The organism is Streptomyces sp. W1SF4 (assembly GCF_003950035.1).
Classification (GTDB): domain Bacteria; phylum Actinomycetota; class Actinomycetes; order Streptomycetales; family Streptomycetaceae; genus Streptomyces; species Streptomyces racemochromogenes.
The window spans coordinates 1,181,134-1,199,128 of sequence record NZ_CP034350.1 but is presented as its reverse complement, the minus strand read 5'-3'; the positions used below and the strand labels follow the sequence as shown (position 1 = coordinate 1,199,128).

The window sequence follows — 17,995 nt, the reverse complement described above, 5'->3', positions numbered from 1 at the left end:
GGGCTCTCCGTCCGCTTCCGGATGGGCGGCGGACGCCACGTCGAAGCCGTCTCCGACGCCACGTTCCACCTCGGCCCCGGCGAATGCCTCGCCCTCGTCGGCGAGAGCGGCTGCGGCAAGTCCGTCCTCGCCTCCGCCCTGCTGGGCCTGCTCCCCGGCAACGCCGAGACCGCCGGATCGGCCCGCCTCGGCGACGGCCTCGACCTGCTCGCCGCCGACGAGAAGACCCTCGCCCGCACCGTCCGCGGCCGCCGCGTCGCCCTGGTCCCGCAGAGCCCCGCCGCCCACCTCACCCCCGTCCGCACCGTCCGCTCCCACCTGGAGGAGACCGTCCGGGAACTCACCGCCGCCGACGACCCGCGCGGGGCCGCCGAAGCCGCGGCCGCCCGCGCCGCCTTCCCCGAGAGCCACCTCGACCACCACCCCCACCAGCTCTCCGGCGGCCTCGCCCAGCGCGCCGCCACCGCCCTCGCACTCATCGGGGACGCACCCCTGCTCCTCGCCGACGAGCCCACCACCGGCCTCGACCGGGACCTCGTGGAACGCACCGTCGACGAACTGCGCGCCCACACCCGCCACGCCGGCCGCGCCCTGCTGATGATCACCCACGACCTGGCGGCCGCCCAGCGCGTCGCCGACACCGTCGCCGTCATGTACGCGGGCCGGATCGTGGAACTCGCCCCCGCCGACACCTTCTTCGCCGAGCCCGGCCCCCGCCACCCCTACGCCCGGGGCCTGCTCGACGCCCTGCCCGAGCGGGCCTTCACCCCGGTCCCCGGCACCCCGCCCGAACTGGGCGACCTGCCGCCCGGCTGCGCCTTCGCCGCCCGCTGTGCCCTGGCCGACGCCACCTGCCGGACCACCCGGCCCCCGCTCACCGAAGGGGTGGCCTGCCACCGTGCTTGAGCTCAAGGGCATCACCGCCGGCTACGACCGCCGGGGCCCCGTCGTGCGTGACGCGCACCTCGCGCTGCACCCCGGCGAGGCCCTCGGGCTGCTCGGGCCCAGCGGCTGCGGCAAGTCCACCCTGGCCCGGGTCGCCGCCCTGCTGCACCGGCCCGACCGGGGGACCGTGGTCTTCGACGGCCGCACCGTGACCGGCTTCCGGTACCGGGCCCCGCGCTCCCTGCGCACCGCAGTCGGCGTCGTCTTCCAGCAGCCCCGCCTCTCCGCCGACCCCCGCCTCAGCCTGTACGACCTCGTCGCGGAACCGCTCCGCGCCACGGGCCGGCGTGCGGAGGCCGAAGCGGCCGTCGCCGAACTGGCCGACCGGGTCGGCCTGGGCGCCGGCCTCCTCGCCCGGCGCCCCCACCAGGTCAGCGACGGCCAGCTCCAGCGCGCCTGTCTGGCCCGGGCGCTGGTGCTGCGGCCGCGCTGGCTGGTCTGCGACGAGATGACCGCGATGCTCGACGCCTCCACCACCGCCGCTCTGGTCGGGGTGGTCGAGGAGTACCGGGAGGAGACCGGGGCCGGTCTGCTGGCCGTCGGACACGATCCGGTACTGCTCGGCCGCTGGTGCGACCGCACGGCGCACTGGAGCGACGTCGCGGACGGCTGATCGACTGTTGCGCGTGCGTGAATCATCCGGCTCGTCCATGGACTCCTCGGGCAGTGCGATCTAGCGTCTGGCGGCGGCGCGACGTCAGACGCAACGTCAACAAGACCCAGGAGCAAGGAGGATGACCGGATGTTCCGAAGAGCGCTGAACTGCGCCGCGGTCCCAGCCGTCGCCGCCCTGACGGTGATCGGCGGGCTCGCCCCCGCCGCCCGGGCCGACGAGATCCCCAAGGCCCCCGGCCACCGCCTGGTCAGCCAGTACGAGGGCGGACCCGCGACCCCCGCCCCGCTGCCCGGCGAGGCTCCGCCGCAGCACCCCTTCCTCGCGCCCAACGGCCGCAGCGGCATGCACTCCGACGCCGCGGGCAGCGCCACCTCGCCGTGGTCCGGCCCCCTGGGGAAGAACCCCCGGGTCACCAGCGAGAAGGTCGCCGCCCTCGGCGGCGAGTGCGCCACCGCCACCTTCGACGCCGGAGGCCGCCTCGTCACCGTCTGCGGCACCTTCTCCGGCTTCAAGGTCAAGCTCCTGGAGCCCCGTACGCTCGCCACGCTCGCCGAACACCAGCTCCCGCAGCGCTCCTCCACGGTCGAGGCGATCACCTCGCTCGACTTCGCGAAGATCTTCAAGGACACCTCGGGCGGTGCCTACTTCTACCTGGACGACCAGGACCGCGCCGTGCTCGCCGACTCCCGCCAGCACGTCCTGCGCCTGGCCCACTCCCAGAACCCCGACGGGAGCTGGAAGTTCACCGTCGAGAACGACTGGGACCTCACCGGCCAGGTCCCGCACGACTGCGTCAGCTGGACCAACCTGTGGCCCAGCGGCACCTGCGACCCCGTCACCTCGGTCATGCCCGACTGGAACGGCCGCATCTGGTGGGTCACCCGCCAGGGCCGCGTCGGCACCGTGGACCCGGCGAACGGGCAGATCCGGTCGGTCCGGCTGGCGGGCGAGGAGATCCAGAACTCCTTCTCCGTCGCCGAGGACGGGGTCTCCATCGTCACCGACCACGCCCTCTACGGCTTCCGCACCCGCGCCGACGGCACCCCCGAGGCCCAGTGGCGCCAGACGTACGACCGCGGGACCGGGACCAAGCCCGGCTCCGTGAACCAGGGTTCGGGCACCACCCCCGACCTCTTCGGCGACGGCTACGTCGCCATCACCGACAACGCCGACGACCGGATGAACGTCCTGGTCTACCGGCGGGGCGCCGACGTCCCCGCCGACCGGCGGCTGGTGTGCAAGGTGCCCGTCTTCGGCTCCGGCGCCTCGACCACCGACAACTCCCTGATCACCTGGGGCAACAGCATCGTCGTCGAGAACAACTACGGCTACGAGAACCCCACCTCGCTGCTCCTGGGCAAGTCGGTCGTCGGCGGCGTCAGCCGCATCGACGTCCGCGCCGACGGCAGCGGCTGCGACACGGTGTGGGAGAGCGCCATCCGCGCTCCCTCCGTGGTCCCCAAGCTCTCCACCGCGAACGGGCTGCTCTACTTCTACGAGAAGGAGCCCAACTTCTGGGGCATCGACTCCTGGTACCTCACCGCGGTCGACTTCCGCACCGGTGAGCGCCGCTGGCGGCAGCTGACCGGCACCGGGCCCCTGTACGACAACAACTGGGCGCCGATCACCCTCGGCCCCGACGGCACGGCGTACGTCGGCGTGTTCAACGGCATCGTCGCGGTCCGCGACGGCGACTGACCCCGCCGGTGTGTCCGAGCCCCCGCCCGCACCCCGGGCGGGGGCCCGCTCATTGCTTCAGCGCGGCGCAGGCGTCGGAGCGGCTGCCGGGGGGCATGAGCCTGCGCTCGCTCTTGGACAGCTCCCGGGCTGCCAGGCCGCAGGCGCGCCCCCGCCACCGCTCGGGGTCGAGGGGCAGCACGTCCAGCGTGGAGCCCTCCGACCAGGCGAGCCGCCTGCCGTCCGCCGACCAGTCCCCGGCCGCCCCGTACCCGGGGGTGAAGTGGTACTTCTCCGCGCCCTGAGCCACGTCCCAGAAGGTGAAGGAGTTGACCGTGCCGACCGTGCTCAAGGTGGACGCGTCGGCGAAGCCGTTCAGCCACTGGATCCCCTGGTAGGCGATCGTCCTGGTCGGCGCCCTGCCCTCCACGTCCCGGATCTGAAGGCGCCCGTCCGTGGTGAGGACCGCGAGCGTCCGCCCGGCCGGGTCGAAGGCCAGCTGGCTCACCCGGCCGTCCTCGTCCTTGGCGGGGAGCGTTTCGGCCTCACCCGTCTCGAAGTCCCACAGGACGATCTGCTCCCCGACCGCCCGTACGGCCGCCTGCCGGTGCCCTGGGCGGGCCACGGCGAAGATGGTGGAGGCCGCCGTCGACAGGTCGACCAGCTCCGAGGCCGGCGGCTGGTAGATCCGGCCCGCCCGTGCGCCCGTCTTCAGGTCCCACCGGGAGACGTAGGAGACGGCCGAGACCACCGCGTGGTCGTTCCCGTCGAACCAGACGCTCACCCAGGCAGGGGTGCGGCCGGTCCGCGGGTCCGCGCCTGCAGGGTCGATCCCCGGCGGGCCCGGCGGGGTGATCCGGCGGGTCTCGGTGAGGCCGGTGCCGCCTCCTGGCGCCGGCAGGTCCCACACCAGGACGCCGAGACCGTCCGCGGTCACCGTCAGCAGCCGTTTGCCGTCCGGGCTGAAGGTCGGGTAGAGCTTCGCCAGCTGGGCGGAGGGGCGGGCCGCCGCGAGCTGTGCCCGGGTGTTCAGGTCCCACAGGCGCAGGCCCTTCCCGTCCCCGTCGACGGTGACGACGCGCCCGTGGTCGACGTCGATGGCCCTGATCAGGCTGGTGAGCATGGAGCTGTCGAAGGCGGTGGGCGCGGGCACCCGGGCGATGACGACCGTGGAGCCCGAGCTGACCGCCATCCTCATCGCCCCGGGAGGACCGGCCAGGCTGATCGCCGGAAGCCGGCCGCTGCCCGCGATGACCTGGTCCTGCTGAGCCGGTGCCGGCAGGTCGAGGGTGGCGGGCAGGCCCTCCTGGAGGTCAAGGACGAGGAACCGGTACCGGCCGAGCTCGGCGCCGAACCGCTGCGCGGGATTGACCAGGAAGCGTCCGGTCCGGTCGAGCCGGGGCACGTACAGAGGGCACACCAGCCCCAGCTGACCCGTGTTGTACTGCTTCCGCACCCTGGGCTGTCCGGCCAGGTCCCAGACCTGGAGGACTCCGTCATTGGTGCACCGCACGAGAGTGGTGCCGTCGCCGCTGACGGTCACCGTGCCCACGTCCTGTCCGGCCCAGGGCCCCTCTTCGCGGTGCCCGTCGGACAGGTTCCAGCGAACGAGCCGGCCGGTCGCGCCCGACTCGGCGCCGTCCGGGACGATCCGGCCGATCACGGTGCTGCCGTCCGGCCCGAACCACGCCTGGGAGACGGTCCAGCCGTCAGGCGGGGCGAGGTGGTCGCCGACGCGCTGCCAGGACTCCGCTTCCCAGACGGAAACCCCCTCGCCCGGTACGGCGGCGAGCAAACGCTTTCCCAAGGCGTCGAAGCGGAGGTCGGTGGCGGGCCGGGCGTTCACCCGGGACTGCTCCGTACCGCGCAGTTCGATGGTGCGGCGGCTCCCGTCCTCCGCGAGGACACCTGCGGTCAGCCGCCCCAGGAAGGAGGAGGCCGCTGACGTGCGGCCGTCCGGCGAGGCGGTCGCCAGGCGCGCGTTGCGCATGATGACGCCCGGCTCGCGTCCACCCGAGCCCGGATGGGCCGAGACGATGTCGCCCCCCACCAGGCCCAGCGTCAGGCGGCTGCCGTCCTCGCTCAGGGCGGCGTCGCGCACCTCCCCGCTGCCCTCCAGCACGATCCGTTCGACGTGGCGGGTGCGCAGGTACTGCTCGAAGAGGGAGGTTTCCGCCTGGGGCCCGGGGGCCGTGCGGTAGGCCGCGGCGCTCATCAGGGCCGAGGTGGTGAGTGAGACGTCGTCCAGCCGGGACGCCAGCTGGGCGAGTTGGGGGGAGGCGCCGCGCCCGAGGTCCTCGTCGAGCTTCTCGTTCGCCCCGTACAGCTGCCACGACGCGAGCACGGCGACGGCCAGCAGGATGGCCAGCAGGGTGATGCCCGCCTGCCTGAGCCGGCGGGAGCGGTGGGCCTGGGCCGCCTCCTCGGCGCGGCGGGTCAGGCCCGCTTCGAGGAATTCCCGCTCGCGCACCGAGAGTTCGTCGCCGCGCAGCCCCGTCTGGGCGACGGCGGCGTCCAGGGGCGCGCCCGTCGGCAGCTGGTCGCGGGGCCGGCCGAGCTCCTCCCAGCGGTCCAGGTCGCGCCGGAAGCCGGCCCGCCAGGTGAGGAACTCGCGGTCCCGCGCGACCCGGCGGGCCAGCGTGGGCCAGGCTCCGATCAGCGCCTCGTGGGCCAGTTCGACGGTCTGGCCGCGCTCCGCGTCCCCGCCCACGACGAGGATCCGCCGCTCGGCGAGCAGGCCGGCGATCCGCCACCGCTCCTCCCCGGCGTCCGCCCGGCTCAGCACCCCGCGCAGCGGGGCCTCGCCGCCCGGCGCCATCCTGACCAGCGCCGTCAGCAGCCGCAGGGCCTCCTCCTCGTCCGCCTCAGCGACACAGGCCCGCCAGGCCGCCTCCGCGTGCCGGCCCAGGGCGCCGCGGACGCCGCCGATCTCCTCGTACGAGGCGAAGCGCAGCCGGCCCATGGCCTGCTCGTCCCACAGCCGCGCCAGTACGAAGCCCAGCAGCGGCAGCGCCCCCGGCTCCGCGCCGGCGTCGTCCAGCATCCGGGAGACCAGCCCGGGGTCGTACGACACGGCGGGGATCCGGGCCAGCGGCCGCAGGATGACCTCGGACATCTGGGCCCGGGTCATCGGCAGCAGCGGCCGGACCGCCGCCCGGCCGAGGGCGGGGTGCGCGAGGGCGGCCTCCAGGAAGTCGGCCCGGAGCGTGAGCAGCACCCGCAGCCCGGCGGGGTGCGCCTCGGGGAACAGCAGCGCCGCGGAGCCGTCGTCGCCGGACCGGCCCTCCGCGAGCAGCGCCTCCGCCTGGTCGAGTACGACGAGCAGCCGGCCCGCCCGGTCCCCGAGGGCCGACCGGGCCGCGGCGGCGAGGCCGCGCCCGGCCAGGTCCTCCTCCAGCTCCCGGGGCCCCGCCGCCCCGCCGCCGAGGCGGGCCAGCTCCGCCGCGAGCGCCGTCCGCACCGGCAGCCCCTCGGCGGCCCGCACCACCAGGACCTCGTACCCCCGGGCGCGCAGCCGGGGCGCCACCCCGGCCAGGGCCAGCGAGGACTTCCCGCAGCCGGACGGACCGACCAGGGCCACGCGGGAGCGCGCGCCGCCGTCCAGCAGCCCGGCGACGTCCTCGGCCTCCGGGTCCCGGCCGAAGTACACCTCCGCGTCGGCCTCCCGGAAGGCGGCGAGACCCCGGAACGGGGAGGCGGGGCTCAGCAGCGGGCCGAGCGCGGGGACCTCGGCGATCAGGGTCCGGGTGGGGATCACGAAGCTCTGCCGGTCCCCGGACAGCTGGGCGGCCACCACCATGCCGACCACGGCCCCGGCCTCCTCGTCCCAGACGGGGCTGCCGCTGAACCCCCGGTCCACGGCCACGCCCTGCTGGTCGGAGCCCGACAGCTGCACCCAGTTCTCGGCGGTCCAGCCGCGCAGCCGGCCCGCGTGCCAGACGCCGCCCGGGAAGGCCGCGGTGAAGCCGGCCACCCGTACGAGGTGGTCCCAGACGCTCGTGGGGGAGGCCATGGCGAGCGCGCCCACGCCCTCCACGGGCGTCCGCAGGCGCAGGACCGCGATGTCCCCGGTGCCGTCCGCCCGCAGCGGGACCCAGTGCTCCACCTCGGCCGGGACCTGCCGGGAGGCCCCGGACAGGGGGCGTTCCAGGGTCAGGACGCCCGCCGGCGCCGACACCTGCGCACGGGGCGCGCCGAGCGCGTCGGCGACGACGTGCGCGCAGGTCAGCGCCAGGTCGGGGGCCACCAGGAAGCCGACCCCGACCGGTCCGGCCGGGCCCGCGACCCGGACGATCGCGGAGCCCAGCAGGGCGTCCGCCTGCCCGGCCCCGCCCGCCGCCGTCATCAGGGGGTGTTCTGCGGGTCGCTCTGCGGGGCGTTCCGCGGGGCCGGGGAGTTCCACGTCAGGGTCACGCCGAAGTTGGCCTGGGTGGTGGTGCTGGCGATGACGATGTCCGCCTCGGCCGACAGGGAGACCCCGAACTCCAGGGTGATCTCGTCCGGCCGGTGGGCGAGCCCGCTGAGCCGCCCCACGAAGCTGTCGGCCAGCGGCCGGATGCCGTCCACCATCTCCCCGAAGGAGCGCGACGCCCGGACGACGGAGCCGCCGCCGCGCCCGACCCGCGCCAGCGACTCGTCGACTTCGCGGATCTGCACCCGCAGCACCCCGTCGGTGCCGTCCCCCAGGGGGACCTCGACCGTACGCACCTCGGCACTCATGACCGTCCACCCTCCCCGTTGCCCAGCGGCTCGGCGTTGTGGACAACTCTCGCACGGGGTGGGGGAGTTGGGGCAGTGGCAGGGGGCGCGTGCGCCGGGGATGGCCGAAACCCGGCCGCCCGGCCCCGGCGCCGGTCCCGGCCCGCGGGCCGCTACCTGGCGGTCTCGAGCCGCCGCTCCGCCAGGAGCTCCGGCCCCGCGGCGGGAGGCGGCACCGCCCCGGCCAGATCGAGGCTCGCCTCCAGGTCGTCCAGCGCCAGACGGGTCGCGGCGATCCGGTCCCGGACCTCGTCCGCCGGCTCCGTGGAGTTCGCCGCGCGCTCCCGGGCCCGCGCGTCCGCCTCCTCCATCTCCCGCGCCTCGTCCAGCGAGTTCAGCACGACCCCGATCAGGACGTTGACCAGGACGAAGGAGGCCAGCAGGGCGTACGAGGCGTAGTAGAGGATGCTGAACCGCGAGATCTCCAGCCCCGCCCGGACCGCGTCCGTCAGCCCGTCCAGGGTGGTCAGCAGGAACAGGGTGAGCGCGGCCCGCCCGATCGAACCGTAGTGCTGCGGGTCGGCGGAGGCGAAGCTCACCCAGCCGACCATGGCGTACACGTACACGACCAGCGCGCCGACGAACAGGAAACTGGCCGTGCCCGGCAGGCTGCGGCCGACCGCCAGCAGCAGGATCCGCAGGTGCGGCAGGAAGCGGGCGGTGCGCAGCACGCGGGCGAGGCGCAGCAGCCGCAGGACGGTGGCGTTCTCGCGCAGGAACGGCAGGAAGGCGGAGGTGACGATCAGCAGGTCGAAGATGTTCCAGGGGTCCCGGAAGAATGCTTTCGGCCGGTCGGCGTGGGCGCCCGCCCGCACCAGCATCTCCAGCGTGAAGACGGTGAGGCAGGCCTGCTCCGCCGCCTGGAGGACCTGGCGGTGCCCGGCGGCCAGCCCGCTGTACGTCTCCAGGCCCATCAGCGCCGCGTTGAGCAGGATCACCGCGAAGACGCCCATCCCGAAGGAAGGGGCCTCGGTGATGCGGCGGCAGCGGGCGGCAAGTCTGCGCCGGCCGGATCCGGCCGGCATGGGGTCCGTCATCGTGTCCCTCGTACTCGTGCTCGTGCGGCCCGTCAGGCCGGGGTCGGCGTCGTCGCACGGAGCGGCGCGGGCGCGGGCGCGCACGCCGGTCCGTACGTCCTGCTAACGCCGCACGGCCGAACGGGTTTCACGTGGTCACACGAAACGGACCATTGCGGGGCCCCTGGACGGCGAACGGCCGGGCCGGAACCCCGAAGGGTCCCGGCCCGGCCGTCGTCGTGTCCCGTGGTGAAGGGGCTCAGTCCTGCTTCCCGGCACGCCGGGCCGCGTCCTGCGCCTGCTTCTCCTTGATCCGCACCGTTTCCTTGCGGACCTCGGCCTGGGTGGCGCGCTCCTTCTGCAGCCACTCCGGGTTCTCCTGCTTGATCGCCTCGATCTGCTCGGTGGTGAGCGCCTCGGTGATCCCGCCGCGCGCGAGACCGGCGATGGAGACGCCCAGCTTCGAGGCGACCACCGGACGCGGGTGCGGGCCGTTGCGCCGCAGCTCCACCAGCCAGGCCGGCGGCTCGGCCTGGAGTGCGTTCAGCTCGGCGCGCGAGACCACGCCCTCCTGGAACTCTGCGGGGGTGGCCTCGAGGTACACACCCAGCTTCTTCGCCGCGGTCGCGGGCTTCATCGTCTGGGTGCTCTGGTGCGACGTCATGGGGTCAAGGGTATCGAGCATGTGCGCTACCTCCGACCACGACCGGTAGCCTTGGGGGGTGACAGGCTCGGATACACCCCCTTCGTTCCGGCTCGCCTATGTCCCGGGAGTGACGCCCACGAAGTGGGTGCGGATCTGGAACGAGCGGCTGCCCGACGTCCCGCTGACCCTCGTCGGCGTGCCCGCCGCCGAGGCGTTCGCCGCGCTGCGCACCAGCGACGCCGACGCCGGGTTCGTACGGATGCCCGTGGACGGGGCGGACCTCAGCGCGATCCCCCTCTACACCGAGACGACCGTCGTGGTCGTCCCGAAGGACCACCTGGTGGCCGCCGTGGAGGAGATCACCACCGAGGACCTGGCCGACGAGATCGTGCTGCACCCCCTCGACGACGTGCTCGTCTGGGAGACCCTGCCCGGCCGCCCCGCCTTCGAGCGGCCGGCCACCACGGCCGACGCCATCGAGCTGGTCGCGGCGGGCATCGGCGTCCTCGTCGTCCCGCAGTCCCTGGCCCGCCTGCACCACCGCAAGGACCTCACCTACCGGACGGTCTCCGACGCCCCCGCCTCGCGGATCGCGCTGTCCTGGCCGGAGGAGAAGACCACCGACCTGGTGGAGGAGTTCATCGGGATCGTCCGCGGCCGGACCGTGAACAGCACCCGCGGCCGGCAGCCCACCCCGCCGCAGCCCAAGCAGCGCAAGGCCGTGGCGGGCGCCGGCGGCAAGACGGGCGGCAAAGCGGGCGGTGCCAAGGCGGGCGGCGCGAAGAGCGGGGCCGGCAAACCCGCCGCCCGCTCCGGCGGCAAGCCGGGCGGCAAGCCCGCCGCCAAGCGGGGCGGCAAGCCGCGCGGGCGGCGCTAGCGCCGGGTACGCACGACGGCCGGTCCTCGCGTTGCGGGGGCGGGGTCGGCCGGGCAAGGTCGGAGCATGCCCATCGCCACCGTCAATCCCACGACGGGCCAGACGCTGCTCTCCTTCGACGCCCTCGACGCCGCCGGCATCGAACGCTGCCTGGCCCTGGCCGCGCGCACGGCCGCGACGTACCGGCGCACCACCTTCGCCGAGCGCTCCGCGCTGCTGGAGCGTGCCGCGGACCTGCTGGAGGCGGAGGCCGAGGACGTCGCCCGCACCATGACCGTCGAGATGGGCAAACCGCTCGCGGGGGCCCGCGCGGAAGCCGCCAAGTGCGTCAAGGCGATGCGCTGGTACGCGGCCCGAGCCGAGTCCCTCCTCGCCGACGAGCACCCCGCCGACGCCGACGTCCGGGACGCGGGCGCCTCGTCCGTCCGCGTCCGCTACCGGCCCCTGGGCGTCGTGCTCGCCGTCATGCCGTGGAACTTCCCCCTCTGGCAGGTCGTGCGCTTCGCCGCGCCCGCGCTGATGGCCGGCAACGTGGGCCTGCTCAAGCACTCGTCGAACGTCCCCCAGACGGCCCTGTACCTCGGAGACCTCTTCCAGCGGGCGGGCTTCCCGCAGGGCTGCTTCCAGACCCTGCTCATCGGCTCGGGCCCCGTCGAGGGCATCCTGCGCGACCCCCGCGTGGCGGCGGCCACCCTGACCGGCAGCGAGCCGGCCGGGCGCGCCGTGGCCTCCGTCGCGGGGGACGAGGTCAAGAAGACCGTGCTGGAGCTGGGCGGCAGCGACCCGTACATCGTGATGCCCTCGGCCGACGTCGCCCGGGCGGCGAAGACCGCGGTGACCGCGCGGGTGCAGAACAACGGCCAGTCCTGCATCGCCGCCAAGCGGTTCATCGTGCACACCGACGTCTACGAGGAGTTCGCCCGCCTGTTCACCGAGGGCATGCGGGCGCTGACCGTCGGCGACCCCATGGAGGAGTCCACCGACGTCGGCCCGCTGGCCACCGAGAGCGGCCGCGCCGACGTGGAGGAGCTGGTCGACGACGCCGTGCGCCACGGGGCCACGGTCCTGTGCGGGGGCCGTCGCCCGCCCGGCCGCCCCGACGGCTGGTTCTACGAGCCGACGGTGCTGGCCGACGTCACCCCGGGGATGCGCGTCGACCTGGAGGAGACCTTCGGCCCCGTCGCCACCCTCTACCGGGTGGACAGCCTCGACGAGGCCGTGGAGCGGGCCAACCGCACGCCCTTCGGACTCAGCTCCAACGTGTGGACCCGGGACGACTCCGACCTCGAGCGCTTCGTCGCCGAGCTGGAGGCGGGTGGCATCTTCGTCAACGGGATGACCGCCTCCCACCCGGCCCTGCCCTTCGGCGGGGTCAAGCGGTCCGGGTACGGGCGGGAGCTGTCCGGGCACGGCATCCGCGAGTTCTGCAACATCACCACCGTCTGGGAGGCCGCGGAGCAGGGGTGACGGCGGCCGGTCAGCCCTCCATCAGTCCCACGACGTGCTCGGTGATCATGTCGAGGACCGCCGCGGCGGTCTTCTCCTCGCCGAGGACCAGCACGCTCAGGGTCAGCCCGTCGGTCATGGCGGCCAGGTACCGGGCCAGGACGGGGGCCGGGACCTTGGGGGTGAGCCCCATGTCCCGGCACAGCTGCCCGATCAGCTCCTCGTACGTCTGGCAGTACAGCTCGTACTGGCGGCGGGCCAGGTGCTCGAACCCGGGCCGGCGCAGGGCGTACTGGGTGAGCTCGTAGGTGAGCATGTGCTCGCCGGGCTGGGCGTCCACGTGGTCCCAGTACGCCTGGAATCCGGCCCGGACGGTCTCGCGGAGCGTGGGTTTCGGCCGGATCGCCTCCCGCACCACGCAGATGTAGTGCGCGGTGATCGCGTCGAGGACGGATTCCAGCAGCTCCTGCTTGGAGTCGAAGCAGTAGTGGAAGACGCTCAGGGACACGCCGGCCTCGGCGGCGATCGAGCGGGTCGTGGTCCGGGCGACGCCGTCGCGGGTCATCGCGCGGATCGCCGCCTCGGTCAGCTGGGCGCGCCGCTCGGCCGACGGCATACGGGGCACGGAACTCCTCGGGGTGGGGGGACTTCGGGTACGGCGGCGGGGCCGGCCGGGCGCTGCGGCCGGCCCCGCCGGTGGCGTCAGCTGCTGTAGACGCGGACCTCGTGGAGGGAGTACCCCCACTGGGTGGCCCGCTGGACGCCCTGCACGCGCAGGTAGCGGGCCGTCACCCCGGCGAACCGGGCGGTGTCGAGCCCGCCGTCGCTGTCGGGGGTGGACCAGACCGTCTGCCAGTTCGTTCCGTCCGTGGAGGTCTCCAGCCGGTACGCCTTCCCGTACGCCCGTTCCCAGTCGAGGGTGACGCGCCCGATCCGGTGCGTGGAGCCGAGGTCGATGCGCAGCCACTGGCCGTCGTTCCACTCGCTGGCCCAGCGGGAGCCGGAGTCGCCGTCCACGGCCCGGCCGGGGGAGTAGTCGACGAAGGGGTTCCACCACTCGGACGACGAGGCCGAGGCGGAGGAGCCGGCGGCGAGGTTCACCTCCGACCGGTGCCGCTCGGAGGCCCCCCAGGTGCCGAGGTAGGACTCGGCGCCCTTGAACAGGTCGTCCACCACGTCCTGGCCGCCGGTGAGCCGGATGTCCTCGATCCAGTCGGGGACCAGGCCGTAGTGCGAGGCGCCGTCGGTGTTGAGGTCCCAGGTGCGCTGCCCGGTGGTCTGCCGGTCGATGACGGATCCGCCGTCGGTGCTGGTGAAGGGGTACTTCACCGGGTTCGGGGTGTTCGCGCCCCGGGGGCCGGGCCAGCCGCCGACGCCGTTCATGTCGGTGCCGTAGCCGTAGCCGACCTTGTACTTGTCGCGCAGGGCGTCCGTACGCCTGGCCTCCGCGCTGAAGGCTTCGGAGCCGCTCATGTACTGGGCCGCGAAACCGCCCAGCTTGTAGAGCCGCTCGGTCCAGCCCAGGTCCATCCAGCTGTGCGAGGAGATGACGCCCGGGTAGGACTCGGACTCCAGGATGTCGAAGGCGCGGCCCGCGGCCTTGACGCTCATGTGGTCGACCTCGAGCATCATCCCGCGCTTCATCATGCCGCGGACGGCGTACTCGCCGAGTTCGGTGAGACCGCGCTTGTTGCAGCGGGCGTCGGCGGAGTACGAGGGGACCGCGACGCCGGCCGGGAGCTCCTTCTGCGCCGCCGGAGCCGCCGCGAGGCCGATCGGGTTGTCCTTCTGCGGGCCGGCGCACTGCTCGGTCTGCCAGAAGGTGCCGGTCGACAGGAACTGGCCGACGTTGATCGCGGTGCCGAGGGCGCCCTCGTCGAAGCGGACCCCGCACAGGGCGTTGTCGAACTTGTGGCAGAGGAACATGCTGCGCACGCCCAGCTTGTACAGCTCGTCGAGGCCGCGGTCGACGTCGGCCTTGCCGCACTGGGCGACGTCGAGGATCTGCTTGCAGCCGAACGGCTCGGAGGTCTCGACCCCCATGACGACGGCCAGCTTCCCCTGCTTGATCACCTCGCGGGCCTGGTCGGAGTCGGTGACGATGCGGAACCAGCCCTTGCCGGGGCCGCCGTACATCTTGTCGACGAAGGCCTGCATGTCGTACGTCTTCTGCGCCTCCAGGCGGATGGCGGTCATCTCGTCGCAGCCGCGGTCCTTGAAGAAGTAGACCGAGCAGATCACCCCGTTGGTGACGAGGTCGTTGACGAGGACGCGCTGCCCGCCGCGCCAGGCGCGCTCGACCCAGGCGTAGTAGTTCTGCTGGTGGGTCAGCGAGTCGTGGGCGGGCCAGTCCTTGAACGTGGGCCAGCCGTTGGGGTCGTGCTTGCCGTCCCCGCCCTTGGTGATGAAGTCGAAGACGGCGAGGGTGCCGTCGGGGTAGTGCTCGGGACAGTCCTTGAGGGCGTCCGCGACGCCCGCCTCGGAGAAGGGCTTGCCGCAGATCAGACGGCCGCCGAAGCCCTCGTTGGACATGAGGTGGTCGTGCGCGTCGACGAACCCGCGCACCTTGCCCTGGGCGTCGGTGCCCTTGAAGGGCTCACCGGTGACGTTGATCGCGGAGTCGGGCTGGGGCCGGGCGGTGGGGTTCCACCAGCCGGCGTCGGTGGTGGAGCCGGCTTCGGCGGAGGAGAGGGGCGCGGGGCCGAGCAGCATGGCCAGCGCGGCGACGAGCGGTGTCAGGAGCGCGAGGCGGCGCCGTCGGCGCGCGGCGCCGCGGTACGGCCGTGGGGGCGGGTGAGGGGTCAAGGTCATCACTCATGTCTCGGTCGTCGGATGCGGCGCGATCGGATCCGGGCATGAATTGTCATGCCCCGCACAAAGGTGGGACGAGAATCCCGACTGGCTCGAAAGGAGTCAAGAGTCCGGGACGGATGACCTGATGGGGCGTCGGGTCCGACGCGGGCGCGGGCGGCGTGATCAGCGGCGGCCCGGTGTCATGTCGTAGGTGACCCACATGGTCCGGGTGGCCACCTGGTCGTACTTGGAGCGCGCCCGGTGGTTGTCGTCGGCGGTGATCCACCGCACGACGCTCCAGCCGCGCGCGGCGGCGAGCTCGCGCAGGGCTTCGAGCAGCAGGTCGGCGGCGCCGGACCCGCGGTGCTCGGGGGCCACGAACAGGTCGTCCAGGAAGCAGCCGACGGTCGCGGACAGCGGCCGGGCGAAGGGGCGGTAGTGCGCCAGCCCCAGCAGTCGTCCCCCGGCGTCCTCGGCCACCAGGGCGCCGACCTCGTGCCCGGGGTCGTTCACCCACGCCCATACGGTGGCGGCCGCCTCCTCGGTCTGCTCCACCTGGTAGAAGTCGGCGTAGCCCCGGTACAGGGCACGCCACTGGGCGAAGTCCCCGGGCGTGACGGCGCGGACCTTGATGTCGGACATGTGCGGCAACTCCTTGATCGACGGACCGATGCAACGTAGCAACCCGCCTCCGTCGCCACACCTGTCCACAGCGGTGCCGGTGCCGCCGCGGTTTTCGACACGGCGGCGGGTTGATGGCTGGACGCTGGCGTATCTGTCAATCGCCCGAGAGGGTGAATCATTCGCGATTACGGGGCGAGGTTGTTTCCGAGAAGCGTGCGATTCGACCGCCCGTTCTGCCTTTAACCCCCTCGGGGCGGGATGTTCGCTTTGGGCCTTCCGGGTGATGCCGGGTATGCCATCGTGGCGGCCATGACAGACGTGAACGCTCAGGCCCCTTTTCCGTTACCGCCCTCCCCCGAGAGGCAGGCCGCGTGGATCGAGGCCGTCCTGGCGACCGACGGCGTCAACGTCCCGCGTGCCGCACTGGAGAACGTGGCGCCGTTCATCGTGGACCCGGAGGCGGCCGTCGGCGAGCCGGATGCCGCTGGTGTCCGCAGGCTCAAGGGCGGGTCGGTGCGGCGCCTGCGCACCGACGCGGGCGACATGGTGGTGGCGGTGGTCCGCATGCACGGTGCGGGCGGGGTGCAGTGGAGTCACAACGAGCGCATCAGCTCGATCTGGCGCTCAATCGCTGACCCGACGGTGGGGCGGGGAACGGAGAGGATCCTGTCCTCCGTGCAGCCCTGGAGCCAGGTCGACGACCAGGGAACCGAACGGTTCCTGGCGGCCCTGCAGAGCACCGCGCAGAACCGTCAGGCGCTGCTGATGGACGCCGAGGACGCGGCTGACGCGCTCTCGAAGCGGGACAAGGTCAGGCCGTACGACCTGGAGGAGGACCTCGTCCTCAATGGTCAGCAGGAACCAGGGATGTACGTTCCGCAGCAGGTGCGGCTCGTGGAGCCGCCGGAACGCGACGCGAAGGGCGAACCGCTCCACCCGGAGGCCTTCTGGGGCTGGATGGCCGTACGCGGAAACAATCGAACGCAAAAGCGTCAGTCGATTTTCCGTTTGACCTCGGGTGAGGTGCTCGCCGGTGTCCCGGCGGAGAAGCTGGGGCGGCCCGGCGACGAGATCGTCTGGGACCCCAACCAATGGCTGTCCGAGTTCTCCACCCTGCTGAACAGGGAGTTCGCGGAGTCGACGGAGGGCCTGGACCCCAAGGACGCCCCCAGGGCGCGACGCGCCGAAGCCATCGCGGTGGTGGACGCCCACCTCGTCGTCGGCACTCCGACGCCGAAGCGCCTGTACCGCATCGTGCAGATGAGCAACCGTCGCGACCACGTCCACCCCCCTCTGGAGTTCGATCCGATCGACCGCTCACGGGCGCTGGGGCGCAGTGTGCTGGGCATGTACGTGGCGCGCGGGCTCATGGACGAGAAGACCGCCGAAGTGCTGTCCGGGTTCGCGCCGGTCCGGGAGCACCCGGACGCCACCCCGGAGATGTCGGTCGCCGACCTGCGCGACCTGCGCTCCATGGCCCTCCTGCAGGAGCTGTTCCCGGTCGACCCCCACAAGCGGCACCTGCTGCGCCGCGCGCTCAGTGAGGGGCCCCCGTCCCAGCTGAAGGCCGACGAGATCAACCAGCGGGCCCGCGCCTGGTCCGCCCTGACGTCACTGAGCTACCCGCAGCCGTGGAACCCGCGCATCGGGCAGATCTTCACCAGCAAGGTCCGTGAGGGGATCGTCCTGTCCGGGCGTTCCCTGCGCGACCTGCTGTCCTCGGCGGACGGCGACGACCAGGCGTTCGAGGAGCTCGTCGCCTACCGTGCCGCGCACTGGCTGGCTTCGTTCGGCATCGTCGAGGCGGACCGGGGATCCCTGGACGGTCAGGAGGTCCTCGGAGATTCGGGTGAACGCGTACGAAGGGCCCGGCGGGGCGTCCCCAACGTCCTCCAGGCGCTGCGGCACAACCGGAAGGGTGCGGTCGGCCTGCTGAAGTCCCTCGTCGCGGCGATGGAGGACGGAGACCGGCAGCCGTTGCGCGTCAGCGGGTCCGGGATGCAGATGCCCGGCAGGCCGATGACCCCGCTGTGGCTGGACGAGGTGTTCCCCAAGGAGACCGGTACGCGACCGCGCAAGCCGGCCACCGCTTCGGCCGCCCCGGCCCCGACCCCCGCCCCCGCCGGCCCAACCTCGGCGCCGGCGCCGGCGCCGGAACCGGAACCGGCGGGGGCGGAGACCGCGACCGGGCGCACCGACCCCGAGGCCGGCGCGGACCGGGTGGAACCCGCCGCTGCGGTGCCGGTCCGGGCCGCCGTGCCCGCGGCCCGGCCCCCGGCGGCCGGGACGGCCGGGACGACCGGGGGCGGTCCCGCCGGCCCACCGCTCCCCGTCCCCGACCTCCTGCTCCGCGTCGAGGGCCGGATCCGCGAGGTCAACGCGGGAGCCGTCGAGGTCCGCGGGCTGCTCACCGAGCTGAAGGAGCGGGCCGGTGATCCCTCCGCCCCGGCGCCGATCGGGCGCGGACGGGCCGACGCCGCCGTACGCCTGCTGAACCAGACCGTGGCCCTGCTGCGGGAACTGCCGGAGCTCGTCGAGGTGATGGCGCAGGACGGCTGAGCGCACGCGGCGGAGCCCGGCCGGTGGCGCCGGCCGGG

At 73.5% G+C, this 17,995-nt stretch carries 13 protein-coding genes; 6 read left to right on the top strand and 7 right to left on the bottom strand.

Annotated features, from left to right (window positions below):
• The first annotated feature begins 21 nt into the window (after nucleotides 1–21).
• From D1J60_RS05645 to D1J60_RS05635, 3 genes are all read left to right on the top strand, one after another.
• Nucleotides 22–906: an ABC transporter ATP-binding protein gene (locus D1J60_RS05645; protein ID WP_125823888.1), complete on the top strand. Its 885-nt coding sequence runs from the start codon at nucleotides 22–24 to the stop codon at nucleotides 904–906.
• Nucleotides 899–1,558 carry an ATP-binding cassette domain-containing protein gene (locus D1J60_RS05640; RefSeq protein ID WP_125820372.1) on the top strand — a complete coding sequence of 220 codons (660 nt, stop codon included), beginning with the start codon at nucleotides 899–901 and terminating at the stop codon, nucleotides 1,556–1,558. Before D1J60_RS05645 ends, D1J60_RS05640 begins: the two co-directional genes overlap by 8 nt.
• A gap of 129 nt (nucleotides 1,559–1,687) precedes the next feature.
• Nucleotides 1,688–3,259, top strand: a complete 1,572-nt coding sequence (locus D1J60_RS05635; protein WP_125820371.1) for a hypothetical protein — start codon at nucleotides 1,688–1,690, stop codon at nucleotides 3,257–3,259.
• A gap of 49 nt (nucleotides 3,260–3,308) precedes the next feature.
• On the opposite strand, the gene D1J60_RS05630 is transcribed toward D1J60_RS05635, so the two are convergent.
• From D1J60_RS05630 to D1J60_RS05615, 4 genes are all read right to left on the bottom strand, one after another.
• Nucleotides 3,309–7,583, bottom strand: a complete 4,275-nt coding sequence (locus D1J60_RS05630) for a trypsin-like peptidase domain-containing protein (protein ID WP_125820370.1) — start codon at nucleotides 7,581–7,583, stop codon at nucleotides 3,309–3,311.
• Complete coding sequence (locus tag D1J60_RS05625) at nucleotides 7,583–7,957, bottom strand: CU044_2847 family protein (protein WP_125815406.1); 375 nt, start codon at nucleotides 7,955–7,957, stop codon at nucleotides 7,583–7,585. The genes D1J60_RS05630 and D1J60_RS05625 overlap by 1 nt, the downstream gene beginning before the upstream one ends.
• A 152-nt stretch (nucleotides 7,958–8,109) precedes the next feature.
• On the bottom strand, nucleotides 8,110–9,033 hold the full coding sequence (locus D1J60_RS05620) for an ion transporter (RefSeq protein WP_125820369.1): 924 nt from the start codon (nucleotides 9,031–9,033) through the stop codon (nucleotides 8,110–8,112).
• Nucleotides 9,034–9,271: 238 nt separating this feature from the next.
• A complete protein-coding gene (locus tag D1J60_RS05615) occupies nucleotides 9,272–9,676 on the bottom strand; it encodes a DUF5997 family protein (protein WP_185899284.1) in 405 nt (134 codons plus the stop codon).
• 58 nt (nucleotides 9,677–9,734) lie between these two features.
• Here D1J60_RS05615 and D1J60_RS05610 point away from each other — a divergent pair, with 58 nt between their 5' ends.
• Together D1J60_RS05610 and D1J60_RS05605 are read left to right on the top strand one after the other, a co-directional pair.
• On the top strand, nucleotides 9,735–10,535 hold the full coding sequence (locus D1J60_RS05610) for a LysR family substrate-binding domain-containing protein (RefSeq protein ID WP_125820368.1): 801 nt from the start codon (nucleotides 9,735–9,737) through the stop codon (nucleotides 10,533–10,535).
• Nucleotides 10,536–10,601: 66 nt separating this feature from the next.
• Nucleotides 10,602–12,002: an NADP-dependent succinic semialdehyde dehydrogenase gene (locus tag D1J60_RS05605; protein WP_125820367.1), complete on the top strand. Its 1,401-nt coding sequence runs from the start codon at nucleotides 10,602–10,604 to the stop codon at nucleotides 12,000–12,002.
• Nucleotides 12,003–12,012: 10 nt separating this feature from the next.
• On the opposite strand, the gene D1J60_RS05600 is transcribed toward D1J60_RS05605, so the two are convergent.
• From D1J60_RS05600 to D1J60_RS05590, 3 genes are all read right to left on the bottom strand, one after another.
• The gene (locus D1J60_RS05600; RefSeq protein ID WP_125594890.1) at nucleotides 12,013–12,606 is read right to left on the bottom strand and encodes a TetR/AcrR family transcriptional regulator; all 594 of its coding nucleotides are present in this window, start codon (nucleotides 12,604–12,606) and stop codon (nucleotides 12,013–12,015) included.
• 77 nt (nucleotides 12,607–12,683) lie between these two features.
• The gene (locus tag D1J60_RS05595; protein ID WP_125823887.1) at nucleotides 12,684–14,693 is read right to left on the bottom strand and encodes a discoidin domain-containing protein; all 2,010 of its coding nucleotides are present in this window, start codon (nucleotides 14,691–14,693) and stop codon (nucleotides 12,684–12,686) included.
• Nucleotides 14,694–14,957: 264 nt separating this feature from the next.
• On the bottom strand, nucleotides 14,958–15,416 hold the full coding sequence (locus D1J60_RS05590; RefSeq protein WP_125820366.1) for a GNAT family N-acetyltransferase: 459 nt from the start codon (nucleotides 15,414–15,416) through the stop codon (nucleotides 14,958–14,960).
• 291 nt (nucleotides 15,417–15,707) lie between these two features.
• Between D1J60_RS05590 and D1J60_RS05585 the strand changes: the two genes are divergently transcribed.
• Nucleotides 15,708–17,957, top strand: a complete 2,250-nt coding sequence (locus D1J60_RS05585) for a hypothetical protein (protein WP_125820365.1) — start codon at nucleotides 15,708–15,710, stop codon at nucleotides 17,955–17,957.
• Nucleotides 17,958–17,995: the final 38 nt, after the last annotated feature.